Origin of the sequence: Pedobacter cryoconitis (genome assembly GCF_014207135.1) — a bacterium.
Taxonomy (GTDB): domain Bacteria; phylum Bacteroidota; class Bacteroidia; order Sphingobacteriales; family Sphingobacteriaceae; genus Pedobacter; species Pedobacter cryoconitis_D.
The window spans coordinates 110,944-128,881 of record NZ_JACHCC010000014.1 but is presented as its reverse complement, the minus strand read 5'-3'; the positions used below and the strand labels follow the sequence as shown (position 1 = coordinate 128,881).

Here is a 17,938-nt window from a genome sequence, read left to right as displayed (position 1 = left end):
AATCTTAAGAATAACTTGTTTGGTTATTTTGTACTGAACATTTGTTGCGCCATCTTCTGGTCGTGACCATAAATATCATCTCTGAAATTGACCATGCCATTTTTATCGACCCAGCTGGTGAAATAGGCAATGATTACAGGGACTGGTTGTTTCATGGTTACCCAGATTTCTTTTTTAGCATTCATCGCCTGATCAATTTTATCAGATGTCCATTCCGGCCTGTCTGCCAGCAGATACTCGGCCAGTGCCTTTGGTTTTGCCAGACGGATACAGCCATGACTGAATGCACGCTGGTTTTCTGCAAACAGGGCTTTGGCCGGAGTATCATGCAGATAAATGTTATAGCTGTTTGGAAACAGGAACTTGACACGTCCCAGAGAGTTTGTGTTTCCTGGTTTTTGACGGATCAGCGGAAGACCGTCACTGAATCCATATTGTTCCATGTTTTTTTGCGCCAGGAAATTTCTGTTTTTACGCATCCCAGGTAAGATTTCATCACGTACAATACTTGGAGGAATGTTCCAGTAAGGGCTAAAGACAATGTTTTTCAGATTATTACTGAAAATCACAGTCTTATTGGCTGCTTTTCCGACAACGATCCCCATACTAAGGACTTCTTTTTTAGCTTCGAAAACGTGTAGTTTATATTCCGGGATATTGACCAGGATCAGTTTTCCATCAGGCATTAAAGGTGACCAGCGCATTCTTTCGAGATTAATCAGCATTTGCTGGATGCGGGATTCTATGGGTGCATTGAGGGCCGCTATTAACATGCGGTCTGGTTTGCCGCTTTGGTTCTGGCCAAACTGCGACTGTGCTTTTTTAATGGCGATGGTTAAAGAATCCGTGAAATAAGAAGTAGTATCTCCGGGATTAATATCGCCGAAATCGGCCAGTCTTTTTTTAAGCTGTACAATTACTGATCCTGAATCGCCTTGTTTTACCATTTTAAGATCGTTAAGGCTGATGGATGGCCAGGCACCTCTTTTCTGGATGTTGTACCAACGCAGAAGTTCTTTATTCAGAGTTCTGTAATAGCTGTTTACAGGCTCCCATTCTTCGAGCTCTTTTCCTTTTTTGGCAACCAGTGAATCCAGAAGCGCAACGGCATCAATCTTTTTTCTCGGAATATACCACTGCAAGGCAGCCGGGTCTACTTTTCCGGCATAGGCATAAGTGACAAAATTGAAAAAGTGTTGGGTCAGTTGCAACTCCAGTTTAATCAATGAGCGGTTCACGGTGTGAATTACAGTGTCTTTGCTGATTAAATCACTTAATCTGGTATGCAACATCTGGTCAGTTTTTGTACTATCCCTGGAAACGGAGATATAACTTTTATCTAACTCATAGAATACCCTGGCCTGTTCTGCCAGTCCGTTTTCTGTTAACCAGGCAAACTGGAAGTTCCTGCTGTTGTAAAAATTTCTCAGCCTTGTGGCAGTGCTATCCTCTAACTGGGCACTGTTGATATATTGTTCCAGTTCCAGACTGTCGATATATAATTTGGTGACCGCATTTTTTGGTGTGATTGTAGTGTCCCGGGCAACTTTTTTCACTTCTTTCTGTTTGCATTGTACAAAAAACAGGGAAGTTAGCAGCAGTAACAGGAAAGGTCGTAAGTAGTGTTTTAATTTCATAGAGATAGGTGTAGGTAAGAGGCTAGGGGGCCTGGAAAAATTCGTCTACTTTGCGGTTAAACTCGTCTTTATGTTCAATCAGGGTGGCATGACCGGATTTGGGTAATATCCACAATTGTGCATTAGGGATATGTTGTGAAATTAATACGGTATGTTCAGTATTGATCAGGTCATGGTCACCGCCAATAATCAGTACGGGGCATTTAATCTGATGTAAGGCGCTCAATGGGATATGAGGCTCTTTCCAGTCGAGTAAAAATATTTTCCAGTCATTCTTTTCTTTCGCGGTTTTAAATGTCTTTTCTTTACCGGACCGGAAGGTCTCATATTCAGATTTCCAGAGGGCAGGGCTCAGTGCGGTAGAGTCGGGCCAGAGATTAGCTCCGGTAGAAGCAAGTCTGATGACTTTAGCGGGATGTCTCATTGCCATCAGCAGGGCATTAATACCTCCGTCGCTCCATCCGATGATATAAGTTGAATCTATATGCATGGAATCCAGCAGTGCTGAATAATCATCTGCCATCATCTCAAAACTTAATGAGTCGCGGGTATCCTCAGATTTGCCATGGGCCCGGCTGTCGGCAACGATTACTTTGTATTTTTTTGAAAAATAGGGGATGTTCTGTGTAAAAGAGCTGATGTCACCACCATTACCATGAATCATTAATAATGGCTTCCCGGAGCCATAGACCTCATAGTACATCTTAAAACCTCTGATGTTAAAGTATTTTCCTGCCTTGTCATTATTGCCATATGCTATTGTTTTATCCTGACAGGAACCAAGCAGAGGGGTTAAGACACAGCAAAAATAGAGGAACAGGTTCTTAATATGCATGATGTTTTTATATAGTATATTATTCAAATATTGGGATAAAACATTTCTATTCCTCATTTTTAATCATATTTTCATCAATATGTCTATTGTTTTTTATCGGTGATGAAGCTATCATAAGCATATTCATTAAGTTTTTAAGCGGTATGCTTATGATGGTTTCAACAATTTTGACTCAAAAAGATAAAGGCAGGAAAAGTAATATTATATTTGTTGCGACAAAATCTAACCTGACCAATATTTAATGCAGTCCAAACAACTGACCTGGCAGTTTGCCTGGGAATATCCGGCTTTCCGTGTAAAATTCATTTTAGGAATCATTGTGATGAGCCTGGTATTGTTCTTTTTGCAGGATTTTTTCTTGTTTATACAGGCCAGGAACGGAGTGCTGATGAATGACTGGGTATTGAGCCGTTTACCAGCCTACGATGTCTCTCATCTGATATTTCTGATCCTTTATCCGGCAACCGGTTTTTTCATCTGGAGAATAATCAGAAATTCGTCTATGTGTATTACCGCATTGTGGGGGTATATTTTTCTTTGCCTGGCCAGAATGATAACCATTTCTATGATCCCGCTCGATGCGCCTCTTCATCTGGTACATCTGAGTGACCCTTTCTCTATTTTCTTTTATGGATCAAATGTAATCACCAAAGATCTGTTCTTTTCAGGGCATACAGCTACCCTGTGTCTGGTCGGTCTCTGTCTTGAAAACAAGAGGGAAAAAATGATTGTTTTCATCGCCACAGGATTATTGGGTGTTTTATTGCTGATCCAGCATGTGCATTATACCGCTGATGTACTGGCTGCACCGGTATTCAGTTATATATTCTGGTACCTTGGGAAAACAATTACAAGGATATAATTGCGATAATCCTTAATTTGGCCAATTCTTATTTCACCTATAATTTTAATCAGGGAGTCTGGCTGGTAGGCTTGTTCCCATTTATATTTTTTAATGGAAGTCAAAAATTTAGAACCTCAGGAACTTTGGAGCAATTTTGTCCGGCTGAACGCAGTCCCGCGCGCTTCAAAAAAAGAAGAACGTGTCATTGCTTTTATGGTCAGCTTTGGTAAAGAACTTGGTCTGGAAACAGTGACAGATCCTATTGGGAATGTCGTTATCAAAAAACCGGCTACTCCGGGAATGGAAGATCGTAAAACTGTGATTTTACAGTCTCACCTGGATATGGTTCATCAGAAAAACAGTGACACTGTTTTTAATTTTGATGAACAGGGCATAGAGATGTTTGTGGATGAAGACTGGGTAAAAGCCAGGGGCACGACACTGGGGGCTGACAATGGAATAGGGGTAGCGGCTATTATGGCCTTATTAGCTTCTTCAACCATTGCACATCCTGCTTTGGAAGCTATGTTTACAATCGATGAGGAAACAGGCATGACGGGCGCTAAACAGCTTGATCCTGCTAACTTTTCCGGCTTAGTATTGTTGAACCTGGATACAGAAGAAGATGATGAACTGACCATCGGCTGTGCCGGAGGAATAGATACGAATACAAATTACAATTATCAGCAGGAAGCTGTTGCGGGTGACAGTACTGCTTTTGAAATCACGATTAAGGGATTAAAAGGCGGACATTCAGGAATGGATATCCACAAAGGCAGGGCAAATGCGAATAAACTGATGAACAGGTTGTTTTATACTGCGGCACAAACTATGGAGCTGGCTATCGGTTCTGTGAATGGCGGAAGTTTAAGAAATGCAATCCCAAGAGAGTCTGCTGCGGTAGTTGTTGTCGCGAATGCTGAAAAAGGGATCTTTGCTGAATTCATCAGGTCTTTTGCGGATTTGCTTAAAGAAGAATATCACACTGTTGAACCTACCCTTGTTTTAGCAACTCAGGAAACTGTACTGCCTGCACAGGTGATGGTTAAGGCAGACTTTAAAAAGATCGTCAATACGCTATATGCTATGCCAAATGGTGTTTTCAGAATGAGTCCTGATATCGATGACCTGGTGGAAGCTTCAAGTAATCTGGCCAGAGTGATTATTAAAGACGGATCGTTTATTACACAGTCTTTGCAACGTAGTAGTGTGGAAAGTACTAAAACTGATGTTTCTAATGCGATACGTGCGGCTTTTGAAAATATGGGTGCGGAAGTTAAACAGGCTGGTGATTATCCGGGCTGGAAACCTAACCCTGATTCTGATATCTTAAGGGCTATGGTTGCCTTGTATGAAACTTCTTTTGGTAAAGCGCCTAAAGTTGAAGCCTGTCATGCAGGACTGGAATGTGGTATCCTGGGTGGTCATTTACCAGGAATGGATATGATTTCGTTTGGACCGACAATCAGAGGGGCTCACTCTCCGGATGAAAGAGTACAGATCTCCTCTGTTCAGAAATTCTGGGGTTACCTGATTACGATACTTAAAGAAATTCCCAAAAATACTAAATAGAAAAAGAATTCCTTATTTTAGACCTTCTTTAAAGAACAATTTATGATTATTGCACCAAGAATACGTGGTTTTATCTGCCTGACTGCTCATCCTGAAGGATGTGAGCAAAACATTGTCAATCAAATTAACTACGTGAAATCAAAAGGAGCTATTGCAGGCCCTAAACGTGTGTTGGTTATTGGCGCATCTACAGGGTTCGGACTGGCATCAAGAATTACCAGCGCCTTTGGATCAGATGCATCTACAATAGGGGTGTATTTTGAAAAGCCACCTGCACCAGGTAAAACGGCTTCTCCGGGCTGGTATAACACAGCAGCTTTTGAAACTAAGGCTCAGGAAGCAGGTTTGTATGCCAAAAGTATCAATGGAGATGCTTTCTCAGATGAAATCAAACAAAAAACAATAGAGCTGATCAAAGCTGACCTGGGTCAGGTTGATCTGGTTATTTATAGTCTGGCTTCACCACGCAGAACACACCCGAAAACAGGAGTAGTGTATAATTCTGTATTGAAGCCAATCGGTCAGGGTTTTAGTAATAAAACCGTTGATTTCCATACAGGCGTTATTTCGGAGATCTCCATTCAGTCCGCAAATGAAGAAGAAATAGAAAATACTGTAGCGGTAATGGGAGGGGAAGACTGGGGTTTCTGGATCGAAGATCTGAAAGCTGCAGGTTTACTTGCCGAAGGTGCAACAACAGTTGCTTACTCTTATATCGGCCCGTCAGTAACAGAACCAGTTTACCGTAAAGGAACTATTGGCCGTGCGAAGGACGATCTGGAAGCTACGGCTTTTAGCATTACAGAAAAATTAAAAGATCTGAATGGAAAAGCATTTGTTTCTGTGAACAAAGCTTTGGTAACTCAGGCGAGCTCTGCTATTCCGGTTATTCCATTGTATATTTCATTGCTTTATAAAGTGATGAAAGAGAACGGAACTCATGAAGGTTGCATCGAACAGATCCAGCGTTTATTCCAGGACAGGTTGTATACCGGAGCTGAAGTACCAACTGATAGTAATGGAAGAATCCGTATCGATGACCTGGAAATGGATGCAGCTGTTCAGGCTAAAGTTTCTGAATTGTGGGCTGAAGCGACAACTGAAAGTCTGCCTGAAATTGGTGACCTTGCGGGTTACAAAAAGGATTTTCTGAACTTATTCGGCTTCGATGTAGCTGGTGTAAATTATGAAATTGAATCAGATGAAATGGTAGAAGTACCAGGATTAGTTTAAATCTATCTGCTCAAATAGAAAGGGTTTCCATGTATTTGGGAGCCCTTTTTTTTATGCTATAATATTTTTGTTAGGATAATAATCACTTTAGGTGTTTTGTGTTAGTGTTTTGATAATCAGTTTTTTATTTAAAATTGTGTTTTGGGCTCGTAATCATGAATTCAAGTGTGTAGTGTAAAATTGTATTGTGCACAATATAATTAGAAGCATAGCGTTTACTTATTATGGAAATGCTTAAACTGGAGCATCAGCTCTGCTTCCCGATCTATGCCTTGTCAAGGCAAATTACTTCTTTGTATCGTCCTTTGCTGGAAAAGCTGGGGCTTACCTATCCGCAGTATCTGGTGATGCTGCTGCTTTGGGAAACCAATAGAATCAGCATTAAAGAAATAGGGGAACGTCTTCTGTTGGATACCGGAACGCTTACCCCATTACTGAAAAGACTGGAACAAAAAAAGTACCTGACCAGGAAGAGGAGTGCGGAAGATGAAAGGGTGGTTCATATTGAACTTACCGGGGCCGGACTCGAACTAAAAGAGTCTGCTGTGGAAATACCAGGTGCGCTATTCTGCGCATTGGATATGACCGAAGCTGAGATCGTCAGCCTGCAACAAAAACTAAGTGGAATTTTAAATACAATTAATAAACATCATGGATAAAATTGAAAAACTGTATACTGCTGAAGCTAGTGCTACTGGTGGTAGAAATGGAAATGTAAAATCATCAGATGGCGTATTGGATCTTGAGGTGAGAATGCCTAAGGAACTAGGCGGTGGGGCAGGAGCGTACACTAACCCGGAGCAGCTCTTTGCAGCGGGATATGCGGCTTGTTTTGACAGCGCCCTGAATCTGGTCATCAAAACGGAGAAAGTTCAGACAGGAGAGACTAAAGTAACTGCACAGGTGAGTATCGGCAAGAATAGTACAGGAGGATTTCAGTTGGCTGTAAAGCTGGGGGTATCTGTTCCTGGTGTGACACCAGAAGTGGCAAAGGCTTTGACTGAGAAGGCGCATCATGTTTGTCCTTATTCGAATGCTACACGGGGTAACATTGAAGTGGAACTGGTAAACGTTTAAAGCATGTAAATCTTTGTTCTGAGGGGCGATCTCTTTGGGTTTGGACTTGTGTGTCTGATTGATGGAAACCGCCCCTTAGAAGGGGTTATTTTGAGTGTGGTAAACCGGGGTCTGAAGAGATGGGCGGTTATCATGTGGATAAGATTGGTCTGGCTGTTCTATAGATTCTTTGAAAGCTTTTTTGAAGAATATATCCGGGACTGGTCAGACCATTTTTTAGTACACCTGGTTTGTTGAAATTCATTGTGTAGTTTTTACTGGATTCTTCTCATTTTTTTTAATAAATTTAAAATCAGGAATATATAGTATTTATTTGAACTGATAATTTATGACAAGTTGTCTGGTACTGTTTTTGCACTATCACAAAAGTCATACCTGTGAGTTTAAATAAGTTTAAAATTTTACTGGATTTACGAATGAAAAATCTCGTGTTAATTTAAAAGTTATACACACTGAATTTTCGATGTGGATAAGTTATCCACAAAAAACGTGCTTTTCAGAACTGTATCTTTTTGCTTGTTAGCGACTTATGAAATAGGTGAGATTTTATGATTTTTTATGGGTAATTTTTAGGATCTTCGCCCTCCCAAAACGGCAGTGTGTTTGGCCGTAATTTAAGTTGAATACCATTAATTTATAGAATAACTATGCAAAAAACTTGTACCGAAGTATGGAATAACTGTCTCCAGATTATTAAGGATAACATCCCGGTTCAAAGTTTTAAAACTTGGTTCGAACCTATTTCCGCTTTAAAACTGGAAGGCAATGTACTAACCGTACAAGTACCAAGTTTGTTTTTTTATGAATGGCTGGAAGAGCACTACGTAGGTTTATTACGTAAAACTGTTAAACAGCAAATGGGAGAAGAAGGCCGTCTCGAATATAATATTGTGGTAGATAAATCTTCAAATACAGGCTCACCTTACACGACGAGCATGCCTTCAAATGGGAATGGAGCAGCTTCGAAAACACAATCAATGCCGGTTCCGGTATCGATTAATAAGGATATCAAAAATCCTTTCATTATACCAGGATTAAAGAAACTGAATGTAGATCCTCAATTAAATTCTCAATATACTTTTGAAAGTTACGTAGAAGGGGACTGTAATCGTTTAGCACGTTCTGCTGGTTTTGCGGTTGCTGCAAAACCCGGAGCTACCTCCTTTAACCCATTGATGATCTATGGTGCTGTAGGATTGGGAAAAACCCACCTGGTACAGGCGATAGGCAATGAAATCAGACGTACTTTACCAGATAAACTGGTTATTTATGTATCCTGCGAGAAGTTCTGCCAGCAGTTTGTGGAATCCCTGAAAAATAATACAATTAACGATTTTGTGAATTTCTACCAGGCAATGGATGTAATCATCATGGATGATGTGCATAATTTTGCTGGTAAAGAGAAGACACAGGATATTTTCTTCCATATCTTTAATCACCTTCACCAGTCTGGTAAACAGATTATTATCACTTCTGATAAAGCACCAAAAGATTTATCTGGTGTTGAAGAGCGTTTGTTAAGCCGTTTCAAATGGGGGCTTTCTGCTGATTTACAGATCCCTGATCTGGAAACCAGGGTAGCTATCCTGAGGAAAAAGATGTATGCGGATGGTATTGAACTGCCTTCGGATGTCGTTGAATATGTAGCTAATAACATTGATAATAATGTGCGTGAACTGGAAGGAGCAATGGTTTCTTTGTTAGCACAATCAACTTTAAATAAAAAAGATATTGATTTAGGGCTTGCTAAATCGATGTTGAAAAACTTTATTAAAAATACAACCAAAGAGATTTCAATGGATTATATCCAGAAACTGGTTTGTGAGTATTTTGAGGTCCCTATAGAAATGGTAAAATCTGCTACACGTAAACGTGAAATTGTGCAGGCCCGCCAGATTTCTATGTACCTGTCCAAGAGTTTAACTAAATCTTCTTTGAAAAGTATCGGTGCATTTTATGGCGGAAGGGATCACTCTACCGTAATTTACGCTTGTCAGACTGTTGAGGATCTGATCGATACGGATAAGAAATTCAAAGGATATGTGAATGATATCCAGAAAAAATTAAAAATGAGCTAGGTATCATCGCTTATTAGCTAAAAGAGGTTGTGTCATCTATAAAAGGATGATCAACCTCTTTTTTTTGAGCTGTATTTTAGACCGCAGCTATCCTTTGATAAGGTAAAAGAGTTGGGTAATAAAAATGATACCTCCAAAAGCCTCTTGAATACAGCTAATTCGCCGATCGCATGATAAGCCTGTAGAAATGGTCAAATCCATTAAAAACGACCTGAAGAATTCTTAAAAAGCAGTAGATATACGGATGAGTTAAATGACATTGAGAATTTATTGAATATGTCGGATTTGTAAAGAAACGGACGAAGTTAATCTGGTCATGTCTTTTGATGAGAGCTTGTTTTTATATCATTTTTTCAGAAATAATTATTTAATATTGGATTATGCTTATGTAAAGTTATGTGCTTAAGGGCCATTCTTTGTGTAGTAGGCAAAGTGTCATCAATGAATAAAAACTGCCTGGCGGAATGTAATGAGTACCTATAATTCTCTATCTGATCTAGACCTGAACCTCCTTTTGAGGGATGGGGATGAAAATGCCTTTGCAGAAATTTATCACCGGTATTTCAAAGTCTTATTTATTCATGCTTTTAAGCGCTTAAAGGATGAAGAAGAGGCAATGGATGTAGTGCAGGACCTGTTTGAATTTGTTTGGTCTAAAAGAGAGCAGCTGGAGATCACAACTAAATTTTCTTCTTATTTATATGCAGCTGTGCGGAACAGGATCTTTACCCTGGGCTTAAGATCAGATCGTAAGATACGCTATCTGGACTCTTTAAAAGAGTTCATTGATAAAGGTGAGTTCCTTACTGATATAAAGATCAGAGAATGGGAGCTAACGGCCCTGATAGAAAAAGAAATTAATGCACTGCCACCCCAGATGAAGAAGGTGTTTGAAATGAGCCGGAAAGAGGGTAAAAGCCATAAAGATATTGCCAGTGAGCTGGGTACCTCCGAACATACTGTCCGGACGCAGATCAAAAATTCTTTAAGAATTTTGCGCTCACGTCTTGGAATAATTGTCTACCTGCTTTTTCTGCTTAATCAGAATAGATATTAAATTCTTTTTTATTTTTTTTTATTTCCGATACCCTATCCGTGCTAGTTAATAGCCTTATGTATAAGAAGTGATATTCCCAACACTATGGATAAAACAAAAGAAGAAACTTTAATTGAGAAATACCTGTCTGGTATAGCTGATGAACAGGAACAGGCTATAGTGGAGAGCTGGTACCTGAATGCGGAAGAGGAAGGTGAAATACCAGGTATGGACAGGATTGAAGAAGCTGAGACAAAGGTGTGGAACCGTCTTTCTGTGAATAAGCTGCAATCGAAACGAAGAAAACTTTGGCCACGTGCCGCAGCTGCGGCTTCAGTTTTACTTTGTGCCGGACTTGGTTTTTATGGGTATAACAATTTTTACGCAGAGAAGCAGATAGCCAAACCCGATATTGCTCCAGGAAAAAATGGGGCAACTTTAACCTTATCTAATGGTCGGAATATTATTCTATCGGATGCTACTGATGGTAAACTTGCCCAGGAAGGAGGAGTTAGTATTCGTAAAACAGCCAATGGCGAGATTGTTTATGATCTGACACCGGTTGCTCAGGATACTTCCATAACTGATCACAAAATAAATACACTCCATACTGCACGTGGTCAGCAATATCAGGTTCGTTTGCCGGATGGAACAAATGTGTGGCTCAACGCAGCTTCGAGTTTAGCTTATCCTACATCTCTTAAAGGCGCTGCTCAACGTGTGGTAGAATTAAATGGGGAGGCTTACTTCGAAGTAGCAAAGGATAAAAAACATCCATTTATCGTAAAAGCAAATCAACAGCGTGTAGAAGTTCTGGGAACGCATTTTAACATTAGCTGTTACAATGATGAACCTGCCGTGAAAACGACTTTACTGGAGGGAAGTGTAAAAGTTCTCAATCTTAAATCCAGTGTTTCAGGTACTTTGAAACCCGGCCAGCAGTCGGTTATCCGTTTCTCAGATAATTTGCTTCAGGTGCGGAATGTGGATACGGAAGAAGCGGTTGCCTGGCAAAAAGGAGAATTTTCCTTTGATGAAGAGCGTCTGGAAAGTGTAATGAAAAAAATAAGCAGATGGTATAATGTAGAGGTAGAGTTTCAGGACCCTTCCAAGAAAGATGTGGTATTTGGAGGCTATATCTCGCGTTTTAGTCACATCTCTAAAGTATTAAAAATGCTGGAATTAACCGGTCTGGCAAAATTTACCGTGGAAAATAATAAAGTGGTTGTCAAGTAACAGCCTTTAAGAACCATAATCAACTAATAACCAAACCATAAAACCAACCACATGAGAAAATATTTACCAGATCAATAGCGGCGGCCCCGCCAGCTGATTAATCAGAGAAAAACAAGGACTCCGAGTCGTAATCGAAGTCCTTAAGTTCTGATTAATCCAAAAAAATTACAATCGACTTTCAAGGAATTTAAACAGATAACCAAATGTATAAAATTTATACCAAAATTTTATGTTGGCCTATTTGCTGTATGTTATACAGCCAGTTAGGTAAGCTGATAGATTTACTCATGCCTGATGCATCGGTAAAAAGAAGAATTATGATGAGCATTAAAATTACTACTGTAATCCTTATTGTAGCCATAGTACAGGTTAGTGCCGCCGGATTTGCTCAAAAGGTGACTTTTAAGCAAAATAACGCCTCGTTAACCCAGGTATTTAAAGTGATCAAACAACAAACAGGCTATGGTATTATATGGCCTGCTGCTGCTATAGATAAAACCAGGCAGTTTGATGTCAGTTTTAAGGATGCGCCTTTAGATCAGGTACTGGAAAAGTGTTTCAAGGACCAGCCTTTTAGTTATGTGATTGAAGATAAGGTGATTATTATTAAGGAGAAGTCCTATAGTGAAAGAGTCTCTGATCTGCTGAGAAGTACATTCGTAGCGGATATTGATGTGTCGGGAAGGGTGACAGATGAAGATGGAAAGCCTTTGCCAAAGGCTACAATTAAAATAAAAGATGCCAAACGCTACACGCTTACAAACAACAACGGAGATTTTATTCTGAACAAAGTAGATGAAAAAACTATCCTGATCATTTCTTATTTAGGTTTTGAAACCAGGGAAATACCTGTTGCGAAGGATATGGGCATCATCAGGCTTAAAGCAGCGGATGGAAAACTCGATGAAATATCAGTGGTTTCTACTGGTTATCAGCAAGTTCAAAAGAAATTAATGACGGGGTCAATTGCCCAGATAAAAGCGGAAGACCTGGTGATTAACGGGACGAACTCCATAGAGCAGATGCTGCAGGGTAAACTTGCCGGTATGGCAGTTTCAAGTAGCTCAGGTGAGCTGGGTACAAGACAGTCTGTAACCATAAGGGGTACTTCTACCTTATTAGGTAATCAACAACCGGTTTGGGTAGTTGATGGGATTATACAGGAAGATCCACTGCCATTTAAGGGAACAGATTTAAATGCGTTTGGTTCAAGCCCTTCCAATGCACAGGCTTTGAAAAATTATATTGGAAGTGCGATCTCCTGGTTAAATGCTTATGATATTGAGGATGTTACCATATTAAAAGATGCAGCTTCAACTGCTATTTATGGTGTAAAAGCAGCTAATGGTGTGATTGTAATTAATACCAAAAGAGGAAAATTAGGAAATGCGCCTACCATTTCTTACAATACCAGTTTTTCTACGCAGCAAGCACTTAGCTATAATAATATGGATCTGATGAATTCTGAGCAGCGGGTAGATGTATCCAGAGAAATTTATCAAAAAGGACTGGTCTCCCAGTTTGGTCTGGATAATATCGGTTATTCTGGTCTTTTGAATCAATATCTGACAAATAAACTTCCTTATGACAGCTTTAGTGCAGGAGTCAAACAATTAGAAGTAAATAATACTGACTGGTTTAAGTTACTTTTTGTGCAGCCTTTCAGCCAAACCCATAACCTGAGTGTAAGTGGCGGTGGTAATTCCAGTACTTATTATGGATCATTTGGATATTCCAATCAGCAGGGACAGGCAAAAGGTAACAATATGGATACCTATCTGGCCAACATTAATTTTACCAGTTATATAACCAGTAAACTTTCTGTCTCGGCGCGTTTATCGGGAACTTATACCAATACAACAGGTTTTTTTGGTACAGACCCCTATCAGTATGCAACAACAACCAGCAGGGTGTTACCTGCCTATAATCCAGATGGCAGTTTAGCTTATTATCAGAGTAGTGTTCAAGGTAGCAACTATAATTACAATGTATTGAATGAACTGGCCAATTCGGGAAATTTCAATATCAAAACCAATCTCAATACGGCCATCAGTGTTAAATATGAACTTCCTTTAGGTTTCCGTTTTCAATCGGATCTGGGGATTGGTTTTACCAACACGCATTCAGAAAGTTATCAGTCTGATCTTACCAATGCAATGGCTGCAATGAGAGGGTATGAGTATGGTCAGTATGGACCAACAACGGCTCAGTATAAAGCTTCAAAGTTACCTATGGGAGGAATGCAGGGCCTGGAAGATGACCGGAATACCAATTATACCTTCAGAAATGCTTTAAGTTATGCAACTGTAATCAATAAAAAGCATGCCATTAGCGCTATGGGTGGTTTAGAATTAAGAAGCAATCAGTATGCAGGATCAGCAAGTACCATCTATGGTTACTACCCTGATATGGGAAAGGTCGTAATCAATCCACCGGCGACAATAACCACTACAAGCGGTGTGCAGCCAAACCCAATTTATCTGAACAATTTTAGCTTTACCAATTCTGCTTCTGTCGCCAGGTATGTATCTTATTATGTCACTGGTGTCTATAGCTATGATGACAGGTATGTGTTTAATGCGAGTTTGAGGGGAGATGCGTCTAATACATTTGGTCAGGATGCCCGTACCCGTTTTAATCCGATTTGGGCCGTTGGGGGGAAATGGAATATATCCAGAGAACACTTTTTTGATAAAAATGACTGGTTAAATGAGCTTAGTGTAAGAGCCAGTTATGGTTTCCAGGGAAATGTGGCTGAAAATTATGGACCTGATCTGATTGCTAATATTCCAGCGGGATCAGCCGCTATCAGCACACTGACTGGCGAAAGGGTTTTGAACATTACTTCATTACCTTATGCTAATTTAAGATGGGAAAAGACACAGACGACTAACTTTGGTCTTGATTTCAGTCTTTTTAAAAGCCGTTTAAGCGGAACTGTAGATGTTTATAATAAAAACAGTTCTGACTTAATTGTGCTAAAGAGTACCCCTTATGAGGATGGGGTTTTGCAAATGCCAATGAATGGCGGTACGATGAAGAATTCGGGAATTGAGGCGCAGCTTATGTTTTATGCTATAAAAACTAAAGATCTGACCTGGTCAATCAGTATAAATGGTGCTAAAGATATTAACAAAATTACTAATCCACTGAGCCCTAATCCTACCTGGAATACTGCTACATCTGGTAGTTATTATGTACAGGGATATCCTGTGTCTGGTTTCTGGGTTTTTGATTTTGCAGGACTTAACCCGGCTAATGGACAACCGTTATTTAATATTCCTACAACGGCCAGTAATCCCAACGTAACAACAGATGCTTCAGCTTATATGAAATATGCCGGAAAACTGAATCCTGATTTCACTGGTGGATTTGGTACAATGGTAAGATATAAAGAGTTTACTTTTTCCACCAATCTGTACGCTTCTGTAGGTGCAAGCAAGATACTGGCACCGCTGTATCCGGCTAGTATGACCAACAATACGCCAAATGAGTATAATAACTTGCCGGCAGAGTTGGTGAACCGTTGGCAGAAACCTGGTGATGAGGCTTTTACCAATATCCCTTCATTACCTTTTTATGGAGTCCCTTTCGTGTCTATTCCATCGGCTTCTGCGCTTACCTTATCTCCTTATCAAATGTATGATTTTAGTACAGCAAGAGTGGTGAATGCTTCCTATTTACGGATTAATAATGTTAATTTTTCATATATGCTTCCGCAGAAATTTGCTAAACGTGTTTATTGCAAAAGTCTGTCTATTGGTTATACTGCAGGTAATCTATACACCTTTGTAAGTAAAGATCTTAAAGGTATAGATCCTGAAGTGGCTTCAGGAGGTCAACCTCTGCCACGTACCCATGTAGTTAACTTATCTGCAACCTTCTAAAAAATAAAAACATGAAACGTTTATTTTATATATTTATTTTCACCGCTGGAATCCTGGTTTCGAATACCGGTTGTAAAAAATTCCTGGCAGAACAAAGCCTTGACCTGATTAAACCTTCTACCGTTCAGGATTTAATTGCACTAGCGGCAGGGGAGGCCTACCCATATCAAACAAATTTACACCTGCTGTTAAATGTAATTACAGATGATGTAAACTGTAATGGTGGCCAGGGGCAGCCTACTTATCAGGCTGTGGTAAGGGTTGGACAAGGGCCTTTTACGTGGTCTAAAACAATGTATCAGGATTTAATCCAGCCTGGGGGTTTAACCAATAAAACCTATCTGGATTCGTATCAGATACTCTACAAGCATATTGCAGGTTGTAATGTGATACTTGCTTATATAGATAAAGTAAGCGGGGCTGATGCTGATAAACAGAATCTTAAAGGGCAGGCTCTGGCTTTAAGAGCTTATTATTATTTCATATTGGTTAATATGTATGGAAAGCCTTATAATGCTGCGGGTTCAGATCCGTCAACTAGTCCGGGCGTACCTTTAATGTTATCCATGGATGTTACAGATGCATTTCCTAAAAGGAATTCTGTTGCAGAAGTTTATACCCAGATTGAGGCAGATTTATTAAATGCTGCCACGCTACTAAAAAATCCTACCAAAGACTATGGCGTCTATAAGATGAATGTAACCGGGGTGTATACACTCTTGTCCAGAATGTATTTATATCAGGAAAAATGGGACCTTGCTCTTCAATATGCAAACCAGGGTTTGGCAATAAGATCCCAGCTTTCTCAATTGAGCTCCTTCAACTCTGCTGATTACTATACTTATAATAATCTTCACAATTCAGATAATTTAAACAAGATTTACGACCCCTCAGTAAGCAGTGAAATTATTTGGGCATACGCTCCATATAATACAGGGGAAGATCAGATCTTAAAAGCTGGTGGTCTGAACCCGGCATACAGCGCTACTTATAGCCCACCTTATGCTGTGTCGCCAGACTTATGGAATTTATATGAGAAATATGGTACAGCAAATAATGCTATTTATCTGGGAGATTTGCGTTCCCGTATTTATTTTTCTTGTTATGGGTACGTTATTTATGTTCCACCATATCCAGTAACCTATTTACCATATGCTGGTGGTATGGGAGGAGAAGGTTTCCGCGTAGCCGAACTCTATTTGAATCGGGCAGAAGCAAATATCAGGAAATTCATCAGTACAGGGAATGATGCATTAAGATTATCTGCTTTACAGGATATTAATACATTAAGGACGTCGAGGTATGATCCACGTCAGGCTTATGTGCCAATCAATATTACCGATGCAACCCAATTGTTGAATTTTTACAAGGATGAGCGCAGAAGAGAATTCCCTTTTGAGGGACATCGCTGGTTCGATCTGCGTCGCTATGGAATGCCTTCTATTTCGCATTACTATGAGGAAGTGGCTGGTAGTGGTCAAACGTTTACCCTGGCACAGGGAGATAACCGTTATACACTACCTATACCACAGGAAGCTCTTGACCGCAATGGGGCGCTTACACAAAATCCATAAACCTTGAAGACGAAGAACATGAAAAATTTCAATAAAACGATAAGGATGATATTATTTTTAGGGGGACTGGCATTACTGGTTAATTCCTGTAAAAAAACAGACGCACCCTTAACCCCAAGCAGTACACCTGAACCGGGATTTAAAGTACCTCAGGGGAACCATGATTACGATGCCCGGATTGTGGATTACTATAATCGGTTTGGAACGTATATTTTGTATAAATTCAGTCAGCAGGACATCAACTGGACTGTGCCTAGTACTACTACTGCTTTTCTTCCATATACATCGGTACCTGCCGATACTTTATATATTAATCCGGAACTGGATTTACTGCAAAATACATTTTTTAAGTACTATGCAGATTCAACTTTAAAAAGTCACCTTCCCCTGAAGTTCTTTTTATGCAGTTCTTTAATTTATAACAAGTTACAGGTTAATGCCTTCCTTTTGACTATTAATAATACGTATTTGGGTGGATATCAAAGCTTTGCAGTAGGCGGAGTTAATAGCTCAATTTCCACTATCAATCCGGCTGTTTACAGGGGAGATGTGAATTTTAGCTTTCTAAAAATGATGGATGTCCAGCTCAAAATACCAAGATCCAGTATTTTTCTTGCTGCTAGTGATTATACAACAGCGGTTTCCGGAACGCAGGCAGATCGTTATAAAAGAGGTTTTCTGGGATCTACGACTGGTTTAACACCGGCATCCACAGATTGGCAATCTTATATACAGGCTATCGTCTATAATCCTTATTCTTTTTTAACAGATCCTAATACAACCGCTACAGATGTTACTGCGCGGGGGATATTAACTGCTGTAAAGGACCCGACAGGTTTGATTCGAAAGAAATATGCTGCGATGATAGCATTTTATAAACAGCAATATAATATCGATTTGCAGGCTATAGGGAACGGACAATAAGTAAA

General features: G+C 39.8%; 13 protein-coding genes. 11 read left to right on the top strand and 2 right to left on the bottom strand.

The annotated features are described in order from the left end of the window. Nucleotides 1-23 precede the first annotated feature (23 nt). Both HDF25_RS23155 and HDF25_RS23150 read right to left on the bottom strand, forming a co-directional pair. Nucleotides 24-1,637, bottom strand: a complete 1,614-nt coding sequence (locus HDF25_RS23155) for a murein L,D-transpeptidase (RefSeq protein WP_184628781.1) — start codon at nt 1,635-1,637, stop codon at nt 24-26. Nucleotides 1,638-1,659: 22 nt separating this feature from the next. After that, nucleotides 1,660-2,472, bottom strand: a complete 813-nt coding sequence (locus HDF25_RS23150; RefSeq protein WP_184628780.1) for an alpha/beta fold hydrolase — start codon at nt 2,470-2,472, stop codon at nt 1,660-1,662. A gap of 241 nt (nt 2,473-2,713) precedes the next feature. On the opposite strand from HDF25_RS23150, the gene HDF25_RS23145 reads away from it, so the two are divergent. The 11 genes from HDF25_RS23145 (at nt 2,714) to HDF25_RS23095 (ending at nt 17,933) form a co-directional block, all read left to right on the top strand. Then, nucleotides 2,714-3,334, top strand: coding sequence for a phosphatase PAP2-related protein (locus HDF25_RS23145; RefSeq protein ID WP_184628779.1), 621 nt, complete (start codon nt 2,714-2,716; stop codon nt 3,332-3,334). 93 nt (nt 3,335-3,427) lie between these two features. Next, the gene (locus HDF25_RS23140; protein ID WP_184628778.1) at nt 3,428-4,888 is read left to right on the top strand and encodes an aminoacyl-histidine dipeptidase; all 1,461 of its coding nucleotides are present in this window, start codon (nt 3,428-3,430) and stop codon (nt 4,886-4,888) included. 42 nt (nt 4,889-4,930) lie between these two features. After that, the gene (fabV, locus tag HDF25_RS23135; RefSeq protein WP_184628777.1) at nt 4,931-6,121 is read left to right on the top strand and encodes an enoyl-ACP reductase FabV; all 1,191 of its coding nucleotides are present in this window, start codon (nt 4,931-4,933) and stop codon (nt 6,119-6,121) included. 230 nt (nt 6,122-6,351) lie between these two features. After that, nucleotides 6,352-6,780: a MarR family transcriptional regulator gene (locus tag HDF25_RS23130; protein WP_317618247.1), complete on the top strand. Its 429-nt coding sequence runs from the start codon at nt 6,352-6,354 to the stop codon at nt 6,778-6,780. Beyond that, nucleotides 6,773-7,198 (top strand): organic hydroperoxide resistance protein, encoded by a 426-nt coding sequence (locus HDF25_RS23125; RefSeq protein WP_221451010.1) that lies wholly within the window; start codon nt 6,773-6,775, stop codon nt 7,196-7,198. The genes HDF25_RS23130 and HDF25_RS23125 overlap by 8 nt, the downstream gene beginning before the upstream one ends. Before the next feature lie 647 nt (nt 7,199-7,845). Next, complete coding sequence (gene dnaA / locus HDF25_RS23120) at nt 7,846-9,276, top strand: chromosomal replication initiator protein DnaA (protein ID WP_184628775.1); 1,431 nt, start codon at nt 7,846-7,848, stop codon at nt 9,274-9,276. Between the two features lie 469 nt (nt 9,277-9,745). After that, nucleotides 9,746-10,333, top strand: coding sequence for an RNA polymerase sigma-70 factor (locus tag HDF25_RS23115; RefSeq protein WP_184628774.1), 588 nt, complete (start codon nt 9,746-9,748; stop codon nt 10,331-10,333). 84 nt (nt 10,334-10,417) lie between these two features. Next, nucleotides 10,418-11,548: a FecR family protein gene (locus HDF25_RS23110; protein WP_184628773.1), complete on the top strand. Its 1,131-nt coding sequence runs from the start codon at nt 10,418-10,420 to the stop codon at nt 11,546-11,548. Between the two features lie 317 nt (nt 11,549-11,865). Beyond that, entirely contained in the window at nt 11,866-15,435 is a 3,570-nt protein-coding gene (locus HDF25_RS23105) for a SusC/RagA family TonB-linked outer membrane protein (protein ID WP_184628772.1), read from the top strand. Between the two features lie 11 nt (nt 15,436-15,446). Beyond that, on the top strand, nt 15,447-17,009 hold the full coding sequence (locus tag HDF25_RS23100) for a RagB/SusD family nutrient uptake outer membrane protein (protein WP_184628771.1): 1,563 nt from the start codon (nt 15,447-15,449) through the stop codon (nt 17,007-17,009). A gap of 45 nt (nt 17,010-17,054) precedes the next feature. Further along, a complete protein-coding gene (locus tag HDF25_RS23095) occupies nt 17,055-17,933 on the top strand; it encodes a hypothetical protein (protein WP_184628770.1) in 879 nt (292 codons plus the stop codon). Nucleotides 17,934-17,938 lie beyond the last annotated feature (5 nt).